12 protein-coding genes are annotated in these 12,681 nt (G+C 73.1%); 5 read left to right on the top strand and 7 right to left on the bottom strand.

The window, feature by feature from the left end; genetic code table 11:
* Positions 1–224: 224 nt before the first annotated feature.
* Complete coding sequence (locus IT780_RS30420) at positions 225–1,142, bottom strand: NAD-dependent epimerase/dehydratase family protein (protein WP_199515239.1); 918 nt, start codon at positions 1,140–1,142, stop codon at positions 225–227.
* A 99-nt stretch (positions 1,143–1,241) separates the two neighbouring features.
* Between IT780_RS30420 and IT780_RS30415 the strand changes: the two genes are divergently transcribed.
* Entirely contained in the window at positions 1,242–1,925 is a 684-nt protein-coding gene (locus IT780_RS30415) for a TetR/AcrR family transcriptional regulator (RefSeq protein ID WP_199515238.1), read from the top strand.
* Here the strand turns inward: IT780_RS30415 and IT780_RS30410 are convergent.
* Positions 1,909–2,211, bottom strand: coding sequence for an MGMT family protein (locus IT780_RS30410; protein WP_199515237.1), 303 nt, complete (start codon positions 2,209–2,211; stop codon positions 1,909–1,911). The two genes, IT780_RS30415 and IT780_RS30410, sit on opposite strands and share 17 nt — an antisense overlap.
* A gap of 61 nt (positions 2,212–2,272) precedes the next feature.
* Here IT780_RS30410 and proB point away from each other — a divergent pair, with 61 nt between their 5' ends.
* Positions 2,273–3,385: a glutamate 5-kinase gene (proB, locus tag IT780_RS30405; RefSeq protein ID WP_199515236.1), complete on the top strand. Its 1,113-nt coding sequence runs from the start codon at positions 2,273–2,275 to the stop codon at positions 3,383–3,385.
* Positions 3,386–3,415: 30 nt separating this feature from the next.
* Complete coding sequence (locus tag IT780_RS30400; protein ID WP_199515235.1) at positions 3,416–4,654, top strand: glutamate-5-semialdehyde dehydrogenase; 1,239 nt, start codon at positions 3,416–3,418, stop codon at positions 4,652–4,654.
* 329 nt (positions 4,655–4,983) lie between these two features.
* On the opposite strand, the gene IT780_RS30395 is transcribed toward IT780_RS30400, so the two are convergent.
* The 5 genes from IT780_RS30395 to IT780_RS30375 all read right to left on the bottom strand — a co-directional run bounded on the left by IT780_RS30395 (position 4,984) and on the right by IT780_RS30375 (position 11,392).
* Positions 4,984–5,790 carry a prenyltransferase/squalene oxidase repeat-containing protein gene (locus IT780_RS30395; protein WP_199515234.1) on the bottom strand — a complete coding sequence of 269 codons (807 nt, stop codon included), beginning with the start codon at positions 5,788–5,790 and terminating at the stop codon, positions 4,984–4,986.
* Positions 5,791–5,964: 174 nt separating this feature from the next.
* Positions 5,965–7,146, bottom strand: coding sequence for an adenylyltransferase/sulfurtransferase MoeZ (moeZ, locus tag IT780_RS30390; protein ID WP_199515233.1), 1,182 nt, complete (start codon positions 7,144–7,146; stop codon positions 5,965–5,967).
* 288 nt (positions 7,147–7,434) lie between these two features.
* On the bottom strand, positions 7,435–8,280 hold the full coding sequence (locus tag IT780_RS30385) for a DUF3152 domain-containing protein (protein WP_199515232.1): 846 nt from the start codon (positions 8,278–8,280) through the stop codon (positions 7,435–7,437).
* Between the two features lie 20 nt (positions 8,281–8,300).
* Positions 8,301–9,284, bottom strand: coding sequence for an alpha/beta fold hydrolase (locus IT780_RS30380; RefSeq protein WP_199515231.1), 984 nt, complete (start codon positions 9,282–9,284; stop codon positions 8,301–8,303).
* A complete protein-coding gene (locus IT780_RS30375; protein WP_199515230.1) occupies positions 9,284–11,392 on the bottom strand; it encodes a Daple in 2,109 nt (702 codons plus the stop codon). The genes IT780_RS30380 and IT780_RS30375 overlap by 1 nt, the downstream gene beginning before the upstream one ends.
* Before the next feature lie 160 nt (positions 11,393–11,552).
* On the opposite strand from IT780_RS30375, the gene IT780_RS30370 reads away from it, so the two are divergent.
* Positions 11,553–12,215: a TetR/AcrR family transcriptional regulator gene (locus tag IT780_RS30370; RefSeq protein WP_199515229.1), complete on the top strand. Its 663-nt coding sequence runs from the start codon at positions 11,553–11,555 to the stop codon at positions 12,213–12,215.
* A gap of 36 nt (positions 12,216–12,251) precedes the next feature.
* Positions 12,252–12,476 carry a DUF3107 domain-containing protein gene (locus tag IT780_RS30365; RefSeq protein ID WP_199515228.1) on the top strand — a complete coding sequence of 75 codons (225 nt, stop codon included), beginning with the start codon at positions 12,252–12,254 and terminating at the stop codon, positions 12,474–12,476.
* The last annotated feature ends 205 nt before the right edge of the window (positions 12,477–12,681 follow it).

Here is a 12,681-nt window from a genome sequence, read left to right as displayed (position 1 = left end):
TCAGGCGGGCGTTACGGTGGGCCATAGAGACCTCCGGTTCGGTGAAGCGTCGCAACTTCCACCTCGCCGGAGGTCTTCTCACATCTCAAGCCGACACGCCGCGTCAACAACGCTCGTGATCACTACATCTAGCACCGGACGGCCCCGCGCGAGCGAACGGCCCCGCGCTGAGCGAACGGCCCCGCGCCGGGCGGGCGGACCCGCGCCGGGCCGACCTTTCGCCGTCAGCGGGCGAGGCCCGCGTGTGCCGCCTCTTCCTCGAGGCCGACGTCCAGGTCCGTCGCCCGCAGGCCGAACGTCTGCTCCGTCTCGGTCGAGTCCAGCAGGAACGGCCCGTAGAACTGGTAGTCCATCTCGGCCAGCTCCCGCGCCATCGGGATGACGAGGCCGGCGGTGCGCATGGCCGCTCGGGGCAGCCTGCGGACCCGTACCGCCGGGGCGCCGGCCATTGTTCCGTAGCGGGCTGCCAGCTCACGGACGCTGACTGCGGGCGCGGACGGTACGTGCCAGGCCCGGCCCCAGGCGCGCTCGTCGCGGGCGAGGGTTACGAGCGTACGGGCCATGTCGCCGACGTAGGTCCACGTGTGCGGGGCCTCCGGGTCGCCCGGTATCCACGCCGTGCGGCCCTTGGCGATCGCTGGGATCAGTACCGCCGAGACCACCCCGGTGGCGCCCGCGCCGACGTAGTCCGAGCCGCGCACCTCGAGCGTACGGATGCCGGCGGCGAGGGCGTCCTGCCACATGGCGATGCGCACGCGGCCCTTGCGTCCGGTCGCGGCGAGTGGGGTGCGCTCCGACATGCGGCCGCCGGGCTGCGGGCCGTACCCGTAGAGGTTTCCGGTGATCGCGAGGACCGCGTCGTTCTCCCGGGCCGCGGTGATCATCGCGGCCGACATCGGCGGCCAGAGCTCCGGCCATTTCGTGTACGGCGGGTTCGCGCAGTTGTAGAGCACCTCGGCGTCCCGGGTCAGCTCGGTGAGGCGCCGGGCGTCACCGGCGTCGGCGGCGATGCGCTCGATCAGCGGATGCTCGGGGCCCGAGCCGCTGCGCGTCACGATGCGGACGGTCTCCCCGGCATCGGCGAGGAGGCGGGCGACCGACGAGCCCACCGGTCCGGCTCCGACGATCACGTGGTTCGACATGGCGCTCTCCTTTGCGAGCAGTGCTCTCTGTTAAGAACACCATGCCGCGTCGAGCCTTCGCCGTCAAGAGCAGTGCTCTCGGTATGGCACACTGTTCACATGACAGCCGCATCGCTCCGGGCGCGCGTCCGCGCCGAGATGACCGACGAGATCAAGGCGGCGGCCCGGCGGCACCTGGCGACCGACGGCGCGAACCTCTCGCTGCGGGCGGTGGCGCGCGACCTCGGCATGGCGTCGTCGGCCGTGTACCGGTACTTCGCCAGCCGCGACGAGCTGCTCACCGCGCTGATCATCGACGCGTACGACTCGCTGGGCGAGGCCGCGGAGAACGCCCCTGACACGGGCTCCGCCGTGGACCGGTGGCTGGCCGTCTGCCACGCCGTACGCGAATGGGCGCTGGCCAACCCGCACGAGTGGGCGCTCGTCTACGGCAGCCCCGTACCCGGATATCAGGCCCCCACCGACACGGTCGAACCGGCGATCCGGGTCATCCTGACCCTCGGCCGCATCGTCCAGGACGCGTCAGCGTCCGGCGAGGTCGAGCCCGGTGAGCCGATCGGAGGCCGGCTCGGCGAGGATCTGGCGATGGTCGCCGAGCGGGCCGCTCCCGGCGCGCCGCCGCAGCTGGTCGGCCGCAGCATCGCGGGCTGGATCCACCTCTGCGGAGCCGTCAGCGCGGAGCTGTTCGGCCAGCTCAACAACACGATCGAGCAGCGGCGGGACTTCTTCGAGTTCCAGATGCGCGGCGCGCTGACCTGGATCGGCCTCAGGGCATCCAGCTAGCGCGGGCCATGTCGACATGGTCACCCTTCAGCGGTACGCCCTCACCGAGCAGCCGCTGCCGCGCCTCCTGCTCGTGCCCCGGCGGCATCCGGCCCGCGCTCGTGACCACCCGGTGCCACGGCACGCCGCCGCCGTGCCGGGCCATGATCGTGCCGACCTGCCGGGCCGAGTTGCGCCCCGAGCGGTCGGCGAGCGCGTCGGCCACCGCCCCGTAGGACATGACCCGGCCCTCGGGGATGCTCTCCACGAGCCGGAGAACCTCTTCCACGTACTCCTGGGGTGTCACCGTCGCCACGATATGGGATCTCGCGGCGGCCGCGGAGCCCGCGGCGAGCAGAATGGGCCGGGTGCGTGAAGAGGTGACCGGCGCGCGCCGGATCGTGGTCAAGGTGGGGTCGTCCTCGCTGACCACAGCCGCCGGCGGCATCGACGACCAGCGCGTCGACGCCCTCGTCGACGTGCTCGGCAGGCTGGGCGCCGGGGGCCGCGAGGTGGTCCTGGTCTCCAGCGGCGCGATCGCTGCCGGGCTCGCCCCGCTCCACCTGCGCCGCCGGCCCCGCGACCTGGCCACCCAGCAGGCGGCGGCCTCGGTGGGCCAGGGCCTGCTGATCGGACGGTACGCGGCCGGCTTCGCCCGCCACGGGCTGACGGTGGGACAGGTGCTGCTCACCGTCGACGACGTGACCCGGCGGGCGCACTACCGCAACGCGTACCGGACCCTGCGCAAGCTGCTCGACCTCGGCGCCCTGCCGATCGTCAACGAGAACGACACGGTCGCCACCGAGGAGATCCGGTTCGGCGACAACGACCGGCTCGCCGCGCTCGTCGCCGCGCTGGTCCACGCCGACCTGCTCGTGCTGCTCTCCGACGTGGACGCGCTGTACACCGGCGATCCGTCCGCGCCCTCGTCGCGGCGCATCACGACCGTGCGCGACGACTCGGACCTGGACGGGATCGCCATCGGGTCCGCGGGGAAGGCGGGCGTCGGCACGGGCGGCATGGTCACGAAAGTGGAAGCCGCGCGCATCGCCACCGGCTTCGGCATTCCCGTCGTGCTGACCGCCGCGCCCCTGGCCGGTGCCGCGCTCGACGGCGACGAGGTCGGCACGCTGTTCCACGCCGCCGCCCGGCGCCCCACCGCCCGGCTGTTCTGGCTGGCACACGCCACCTCGCCGCGCGGCCGGCTGCACCTCGACCCGGGCGCGGTCGCCGCGGTCGTGGCCCGGCGCAAGTCGCTGCTGCCGGCCGGCATCACCGCGGTGGACGGCTCGTTCGCGGCCGGCGACCCCGTCGACCTCGTCGACGCCGGCTCGGGCGCTCCCGTGGCCCGCGGGCTGGTCAACTACGACGCGGTGGAACTCCCGGCGCTGCTCGGCCGGTCCACCGGCGAGCTGGCCGCGGCGCTCGGGCCAGGATATGAACGAGAGGTTGTCCACCGTGACGACCTGGTGCTTCTCTGACCACACCCGGTTCTCTTCCCAGGAGTCATCATGAGTGTCCTGCAGCAGGCCGCCGAGGCGCGGGTCGCCGCCATCGACCTGGCCGCCGCCATTCGGTCCGAGAAGGACGCCGCCCTGCTGCTGATGGCGGAGCGGCTCGTCGAACGGGCCGACGACATCGTCGCCGCGAACGCCGTCGACGTGCAGAACGCGCGTACCGCCGGGCAGCCGGAGGCCATGGTGGACCGGCTGACGCTGACCGCCGAGCGGGTCGCCGCGATGGCCGACGGCCTGCGGCAGCTGGCCGCCCTGCCCGACCCGGTCGGCGACGTGGTCCGCGGCTCGACCCTCGCCAACGGCCTCGAGCTGCGGCAGGTACGGGTGCCGTTCGGGGTGGTCGGCATCATCTACGAGGGCCGTCCCAACGTGACCGCCGACGCGGCCGGCATCTGCCTCAAGTCCGGCAACGCGGCGCTGCTGCGCGGCTCCGGCTCGGCGATGAGCTCCAACGCGGCGATCGTGTCGGTGTTGCGCAAGGCGGTCAGCGACGCCGGGCTGCCGGCCAACGCGATCCAGCTGCTCGACGCCACCACCCGCGACTCGGTGAAAGAGCTGATGCGCGCCCGCGGCCTCGTGGACGTGCTCATCCCCCGCGGCGGCGCGTCGTTGATCAAGACGGTGGTCGAGGAGTCGACGGTCCCGGTCATCGAGACCGGCGTCGGCAACTGCCACGTGTACGTGGACGAGTCCGCCGACCTCGAGAAGGCGCTCGGCGTGGTGCTGAACTCGAAGACCCAGCGCCTGTCCACCTGCAACACCGCCGAGTCCCTGCTCGTCCACTCGGCGCTGGCCGAGTCGTTCCTGCCGCTCGTGATCGAGGAGCTGATCAACGCGGGCGTGACGGTGCACGGCGACCCCCGCGTGGCCTCCTTCGACGGCGTCGTCCCGGCGACCGACGAGGACTGGGGCAAGGAATACCTCTCGGCCGACATCTCGGTCGCAGTGGTCGACTCCCTCGACGACGCGCTCGACCACATCCGCCGCTACGGCACGGGCCACACCGAGGCGATCGTCAGCGAGAGCACGACGGCGGTCCGCCGCTTCGCGGCCCGGGTGGACGCGGCCGCGGTGATGATCAACGCGTCGACGCGGTTCACGGACGGGGGCGAGTTCGGGTTCGGCGCGGAGATCGGCATCAGCACGCAGAAGCTGCACGCGCGCGGGCCGATGGGGCTGCCGGAGCTCACCTCGACCAAGTACATCGTCACGGGCAACGGCCACACCCGCTGACGCCGCGGGCCAGGGCCAGGGCCAGCACAGCCCGGGCCGCGCGGCTCGGGCTCGGCGGCGGCGCCGGCTTGGGCTCGGCGCCGGCTTGGGCTCGGCGGCGGCTTGGGCTCGGCGGCAGCTTGGGCTCGGCGGCAGCTTGGGCTCGGCGGCAGCTTGGGCTCGGCGGCAGCTTGGGCTCGGCGGCAGCTTGGGCTCGGCGGCAGCTTGGGCTCGGCGGCAGCTTGGGCTCGGCGGCAGCTTGGGCTCGGCGGCGGCTTGGGCTCGGCGGCGGCTTGGCGGGCGCGAGGCGTGGCCTCGCGTAGCGCGTGCATTAAGCGCGCGGCGCGGGGTCAGCGGCAGGCGCGGATCGCTGTCAGGGTGGTGTTGACGTCGAAGATCGGCCCCTCGTCGCTGTCCCAGCCGCCGTCCGTGCGCTGCGTCTCCGCCAGCCGCTTCCGCGCCGCCTGCACCAGCCAGTCGTCGCCGAGGTTGACCCGGCGCAGGGCCGCCGCCATGTTCGCCACGTCCGCCGGGGACATGTCGGCCACGCGGTCGCCGAGCACGAGCTGGATCCGCGCCGACTCGTAGAAGAACTGCTGCTCATGTAAGAGCCCCGCCGCGTGCCAGCCGGCGGCGAGGAAGGACGGCCAGCTGCCGTCCGGGCGGAGCTGGGCGACCACGTGGCGGGCCGCCGCGGCGAGGGTGGTCGCGTACCGGGGTGGAGCGTCGTGGTGGGGGTGGGCCTCGAAGTCGGCGACCGTCATCCAGAAGCCGGCGACCGCGGTCAGGTAGAGGGTGGCTTCCGGGTCGCCGGGCACAGCCCACGGCGGCGCCTCCGGGGCGAGGGACTCGTCCTCCTGCCAGGTGCCGTCGCTGCGCTGGACGCCGGCGAGCCAGGCGAGGGCCCGGTCGACCTGTGGGCCGCGGAGGCCGCCGAGGTCGTCGAGTTCGGAGAGGCGGAAGCAGGTGGCGTCGATCGACGGTACGGGGCTGTCGCCGCTCGCGGGCCAGCCGCCTTCCGGGGTCTGGCCGCTCTCGATGCGGTCGAGGACGCCCGGCGGCGGTTCCGTGCTCGTCCTCAGGTACGACAGCCGCGCCCGTTCCACCGGGTCACCGTGCGCTATGACGTACCCGATTGCGGCATCCATGTCGACCACGACGGTGACGCTACAACGCAGCCGGGCTTTTCGCCGGACCGTTTCGGTAGTTGTCTATAAGGTCGCTTCCGTCCCGCCCGATCAGGGGACATTGACGGCCGGTGATGGGTGCGCCGTGACTGACAGCAAACGGCCGCTCACCCTCAGCGGGGTGAGCGGCCGTCCGGAATGACCTCAGTACGACGGCAGCGACGGGTCCACCGTGTTGACCCAGGAGACGATGCCGCCCTGGACGTGCACGGCGTCCTTGAAGCCGGCCGCCTTGAGCGCCGCGAGCGCCTCCGCCGAGCGCACGCCCGACTTGCAGTGCAGCACGATCTGGCGGTCCTGCGGGAAGCGGGCCAGCGCCTCGCCGGAGAGGATCTCGCCCTTGGGGATCAGCGTGGCGCCCGGGATCCGGTTGATCTCCCACTCGGCGGGCTCACGGACGTCGACCAGGAACATGTCCTTGCCGGAGTCCTGCCACTCCTTGAGCTCCTTGGCCGTGATCGTGGCGTTGAGGGTGGCCTCCTGCGCCTCGGTGGAGACGGCGCCGCAGAAGTCCTCGTAGTCCTCGAGCAGGTCGGTGACGGTCGGGTTCTCGCCGCAGAGCGCGCAGTTCGGGTCCTTGCGAACCTTGATCTTGCGGTACTCCATCTCGAGGGCGTCGTAGACCATCAGCCGGCCGACCAGCGGCTCGCCGATGCCGGTGATCAGCTTGATCGCCTCGTTGACCTGGATCGAGCCGATCGACGCGCACAGCACGCCGAGCACGCCGCCCTCGGCGCAGGACGGCACCATGCCGGGCGGCGGGGGCTCCGGGTAGAGGCACCGGTAGCAGGGGCCGTGCTCCTCCCAGAACACCGACGCCTGGCCGTCGAAGCGGTAGATCGAACCCCACACGTACGGCTTGCCGAGCAGCACCGCGGCGTCGTTGACCATGTAGCGGGTCGCGAAGTTGTCGGTGCCGTCGACGATGAGGTCGTACTGGCTGAAGATCTCTTTGACGTTGTCGCGGTCCAGCGCGGTGTTGTGGATGACCACGTTCACCAGCGGGTTGATCTCACGGATGCTCGCCGCCGCGGACTCGGCCTTGGGACGGCCCACGTCGGAGACCCCGTGGATGACCTGCCGCTGCAGGTTGGACTCGTCGACGGTGTCGAAGTCCACGATGCCGAGCGTGCCGACCCCGGCCGCGGCCAGGTACAGCAGCGCCGGCGAGCCCAGGCCGCCCGCGCCCACGACGAGCACCTTGGCGTTCTTGAGTCGCTTCTGACCGTCCATCCCGACGTCGGGAATGATCAGATGGCGCGAGTAGCGCCGGATCTCATCGACGGACAGCTCGGCGGCCGGCTCGACGAGCGGGGGCAGTGACACGGTGAACTCCCCGGGTTGACGGAAGGTGCGGCCACCATTGTTGCTCGTGAATCGCCGTCATGGGCATGACGTGGGCCACCGGCCCGGCATGCGGGAAACGGGAATCAAAGCTCACCCGCCGGGGTTGCCGGCGCGCATCGTCTCGGCCGCCACGAACACCGCGACGGCGAGCGTGAACAGGATCAGCGCCGTGATCAACCGGCGTCGCAGGTACGGCCGCATCTTCTCCATGACACGGTCAGGGTGCCAGAGCACACCATTCGGCACGGGGCATTTGCCCCGAAAGCATCAGAGCGACGGACCCTGGAGGAGGCGGTTGCCGCGGCGGGGCCACGCGTACGGCACACAGCCGCGCAGCGTCAGCGTCTGCTGCACCATCACCGGCGCCGGCCCGCCGCGCTTCGGGCAGCCCTGGTGGCCGTGGCCCAGCTCGTGGCCGACCTCGTGGTTGATGACGTACTGGCGGTAGGTCGGCAGCGGGACCTTCGCGGCGACGTACGGCGGTGCCGACAGCCGCCACCGGTCCAGGTTGATGATCGCCCGCCCGGTCGTCCGGCACGACGTGTACGGCCGCCCGCCCACCGTGATGGTGACGCCTCCGGCAGCGCACATCCGCCCGGCGGTGTCCCGCGTCGCCAGGAACACGGTGAAGTCCGCCTTCTCCCCCGCCGGTACGCGTTGCAGCCGCAACCGCCCGTCCCCGGTCCAGCTGCGCCGGTCGCCGAGCGTGGACTCGACCAACGCGGCGAAGGCCACGACGTCCTCGCCGCTGCCCCGTTCCACCGCCACGCGGAAACGGCGTACCGCTCCCGCCGTACCCAAGATCTTGCCCCGGCCCGGCGCGTACGCGAACGTGCCGGACCCGCGGGCCGGCACCGGACCCGGCAGCGCGACCGACGTCCGCAGCGGGGGTGAGGGCGGCGTGGAGGGAACCGCCGAGGCCGACGGCACGGACGTGGCCGCGAGGGCCGGCGCCGGCACGGCCGCGGACGCGACCGGCATGGGCACCGGCGGCCCGGACGCCCAGACGGTGGGTAACAGCAGGCCACCGGCCACGAGCAGCGCCGCCACCATGACGGCGGCGAACCAGATGCGGCGGCGCCGGTCGATCACGGCAACACGGGTGTCGATCATTTGCCCGCCAGCGTGCCACATCACGGGTGCAGCGGCAGGCCTTCCGTCCGGTCATGGGAGGCGACGTCCTCGAGCAGGCCGACGATCGCGCGGGCGACCAGCCGGGGTACCTCCATCTGTGCCACGTGCCCCACGCCGGGCAGGATCAGCAGCCGGCTGTCCGGGATCGCCTTCGCCACCTGCGCCGGCACCCGCGGGTCCACCAACTCGTCCTTGAGGCCGCCGATGACCAGCGTCGGCGCGGTGATGCGCGCGGCGAGCCGCCACTGCGAATTCACCCCCGGCAGGTACGCCCGCAGGAAGCTCGACACCAGCCCGCGCAACGTCCCCGTGTACGCCTTCGAGTAATGCGCGACCGTGTACCGGAGCTTGATCTCCTCGATCGCCTCGGCCCGGCGCTGCTCGCTGACCTTCGTGGTGTCGCCGAAGCACGCCAGCAGCACCTGCTCGGCCATCTCCTCGGCGGTCATCCGGGCCATGCCCCACGCGATGATCCGGTCGGCGCGGGGCAGGGCGAGCACCGGCAGCACCGGGCCCTGGGCCGTACGCCGCGGGTCGAGGAAGGGCATCGCCGGGCTGATCAGGGTCAGGGTGCGCACCAGGTCGGGGCGCAGCGCCGCCACCCGTACGCAGATCGAGCCGCCGAGCGAGTTGCCGACCAGGTGGACCGCGCCGCGCCCGGAGTGCTCCAGGAAGCCGATGAGCCGGTCGGCGAACGCGGCGATCGAGTAGCGCCGGCTCGGGTCGCTGTAGCCGAACCCGGGCAGGTCCACGGCCTGGGCGTCGAACCGGTCGGCGAGCAGCCCGGCGAGGTCGGTGAAGTTCTGCGACGAGCCGCCGAGGCCGTGCACGTACACCGCCGGTTCGGCGCCGGGCGTGGTCGCCGGGGTGTCCCGGACGTGCAGCATCGCGCCGTCGATCATCACTGTGCGGGCCGGCCACGGCGGTGGCAGGGCCCCGTCGGGCGGCAGGACCTCGTCCGCCGCGAGTTTCGCGCCCTTCATCAGGACAAGAGTGCCTCGAGCCGCCGGTTGACGGCCGCCAGAGTGGCGCGGACCATGGCGTGCCTATCGTCACCCGTGACGACGGCCGAGCCGGCGAGCTGCTCCACCCAGCCGTCGGTGGCGAGCAGGACGACCACCACGGCCACCTGGATCGAGCCGAACGGCACGGCCGCCGCGTGCTCGACGAAGCACTTCGCCGGCCCGTCGGCGTGGTCCGAGTGGGTGAGCAGGTCGTCGACGGCGGTCGCGGTGGCCATCGCGCAGAGCCGCAGCAGGTAGCCGTCCACCGCCGGGCCGGTGGCCTCCCCCGCCGCGGCCTGGCCGCCGACGGTCAGCTGGACCCGTACGGTCGCCTCGCTGCCGAAGGTGTTGACCTGGACGTTCTCGATCATCACCCGCGGGCCGGGACGGTCGCCGGGCTCGAGCAGCGGGCGCGGCGGGGCGGGGTCGATGCCGGTGGGCATGCGCTGCGCCGAGACGGGACTCGGCATCGCGGCGGGGCCAGGCGTTGCGGCCGGACTCCGCGGCGCTGCGCTGGGCGGCGCTGCGGGTGCCGGTGGGGCGACGGGGCTCGGCGGGGCGGCCCGGCCGGCCGGGTTGGGCTGCGACGGCACGAACGGGGCCGGCGCGACCGGAGGCGCGGAGGCCTGCGCCGCCGAGGACGTCCGGGTGGGCAGCGCCCGGGTGGTGGCCTGTGCCGGCGGCGCGGACCGGGGCGCCGGGGCCGGAGGCGCCTCCTCGGGCGCAGGCGTACGCGTCGGCGCGAGCGGCGTGGCACCCTGCATGGCCGCGTCCAGACCCATGCGGTCCTGCAGCAGGCGGGCGACCTGGCGGCTCACCTCGGCCGGGTCGGCGCCCTCCGCGAGGTCCAGCCGCAGGCTGTGGGCACCGGCGGGGGTGGTCCGCAGCGCCGCGTCGCGGACGCCCTCGACCTCGCGGACCGCCTCCAGGATGGCGTTGACGTCGAAGCCGTCCTGCCGCTCCTGCGGCGCCAGCGCGTCCTCGCGGCGCAGATGCGTCGCGATCCGCGCCAGCGCGGGGGTCTCGGCCGAGGGCTCCACGGACGGCGGCTCCGGGACGGTGGGCACGTCCGGCTGGGCCGGGACGCGCTGCGGCAACGCGGCGAAGGGCGGCTTCCCGGTGGTGCCGGCGCCGGGGTCGCCGGCCGGCCGTCCGGTGAACGCCGGCTGCGGGGATTCGTACGGCAGCCGGCGCGGAAAGCTGGAGGGATCGTACGACGGCCGGCCGAGCCCTTGATCGCCGGAACGTGACTGGTCGGTAGCCTCCGGCGGGCCGACCCGGGGCATGCCCTCGGCCGGGGTCGGCGGGTCCAGCGCATGCCGCGCGGACTCGGCGGTCGTCCACTCGGCGCGCCGGCCGCCGGGGGCCGCGGGCCGCACGGCGGGGAACGACGCGCGCTGCTGGGCCGCCTGGGGCCGGGCCGCGTCGTCGAGATCACCCTCATACGGGTACGGCGGCGCGCTGGCCGGCAGCTGGGTGCTCTCCTGACCGCCGTGCAACAGCTCGGGCGAGAGGGGGTCGGGGCGTGGCGGCGGCACGGGCGACAGCGGGGCTGAACGCGGCGGCACAGGCGACAGCGGGGCTGAACGCGGCGGCACGGGCGAGAGCGGGGCGGCGCGCGGCGGCACGGGCGAGAGCGGGGCGGCGCGCGGCGGCTCGGCGGCCCGGGGTTCGTCCTGGCGCGGCTCGCCCCCGTTGGGCGAGAGGTGCGAGAGCAGATCGTCGTAGCGCGCGCGGCTGTCGGACCAGCGCGGCGAGGCGGCGTTCTCCAGCCGCGGCGGTGACCCGTCGACGGGCGGCGCGGGCGATTGCTGGGCGGGGGTGAACGACGGCGGCGGGGGCGCGGCCGCGAACGGGCGGATGTCACCCGATGGTGGGTCGGTCGGCAGGGGGCGGGTGAACGGGCGCACCTCCGTCGCGGGCCGGCGCCACGCCGGGACCTCGGCTTCCGGGTCCAGCGCGGCACCAGCGTTGGACCACGGGCTCTCCCGTGCGGCCCATCCGTTCAACAGGGTGCGGTCACGCGACTCGGCACCGGCACCGCCCTCGGCGGCCCCGGCGTCACCGGAATGCCCTGTTTCGTCCACCACGCGCTCCTCGCTTGCCCCCCGCTGAGGCTACCGTGTGGTTGCAGTGGCGATAAGTTGCAGCGTCGCGACAATTGCCCGCCCGGAACGCGACAGACGACGAACCGGGCAATCCGCGTCGCTTCCAGCGCGGTGGGACTCAAGCTCGGAGGATTGTGACATGACTGCTGCGTCCGGCGGGGCACAGACGGCGGGGCGCCCGACGCGCCTGCCGCGCTCCGCGCGCCGTAAGCAACTGCTTGCCGCCGCGCAGCAGATCTTCGTGGCGCAGGGCTACCACGCCGCCGCCATGGACGAGATCGCCGAGCGGGCCGGCGTTTCGAAGCCCGTGCTCTACCAGCACTTCCCCGGCAAGCTCGAGCTCTATCTGGCCCTGCTGGACACGCACTGTGACGCGATAATCGCCAAGGTACGCGGCGCGATGCTGGCCACCCCGGACAACAAGGAGCGGGTCAAGGGCGCCGTACGGGCGTACTTCGACTTCATGGACCACGAGAGCGAGGCGTTCCGTCTCGTCTTCGAGTCCGACCTGCGCAACGACCCCCAGGTGCGCGAACGGGTGGAGCGGGTGGAGCAGGGCTGCATCGCCGCTGTCACCGACACAGTGGTCGCGGACACCGGGCTGACCCAGGCGAAGGCCGAGTTGCTCGCCGCAGGCCTCGTCGGAGTCTCCGGCCAGGCGGCCCAGTACTGGCTGGCGACCGGCCGCCAGGTCGCGAAGGACGAGGCGGAAGCGCTGGTCGCGGCCCTGATCTGGCGGGGCATCGCCACCTTCCCGCTGCAGGGTGAGTCAACGCCGGGAACGTCTGCGGAAATCGGCTAGCCTTCATGTCGGAAGACTGCTGAGAGGGAGGGCCCCGTGGAGGTCAAGATCGGCGTGCAGCACGCCCCGCGTGAGCTGGCGCTGGAGAGTGCGCAGACGCCGGCCGAGGTCGAGCAGGTGGTGACCGAGGCACTGGCCAAGGACAGCGTCCTGACCCTGACCGACGAGAAGGGCCGCAAGGTGATCGTGCCGATCGCCAAGGTGGCCTACGTGGAGATCGCCGAGAGCAACACCCGCCCGTTCGGCTTCACCACGCGATAAGCACGCGATAAGCACGCGCAGCACCGGCGAGCAGGGGGCCCTCGGGCCCCCTGACGCATTTCCGCCGCCGGTCACCTTCGGCCTGAGGTGCGCAATCTCTCCGTCGGGTAGACTTGGCCCGTCGCCGCCGACGTCGATCCATTTCTCTGGTTCCGCCGCGGCGACGCGCGTGCGGCCCGCGAGCTCCCTCGCGTGTGGCCCGCGC

This window comes from Nucisporomicrobium flavum (assembly GCF_016464385.1).
Taxonomy (GTDB): Bacteria; Actinomycetota; Actinomycetes; order Mycobacteriales; family Micromonosporaceae; genus Actinoplanes; species Actinoplanes flavus_A.
The sequence above is the reverse complement of the archived record's forward strand: the minus strand, read 5'-3'. Positions and strand labels throughout refer to the sequence as shown.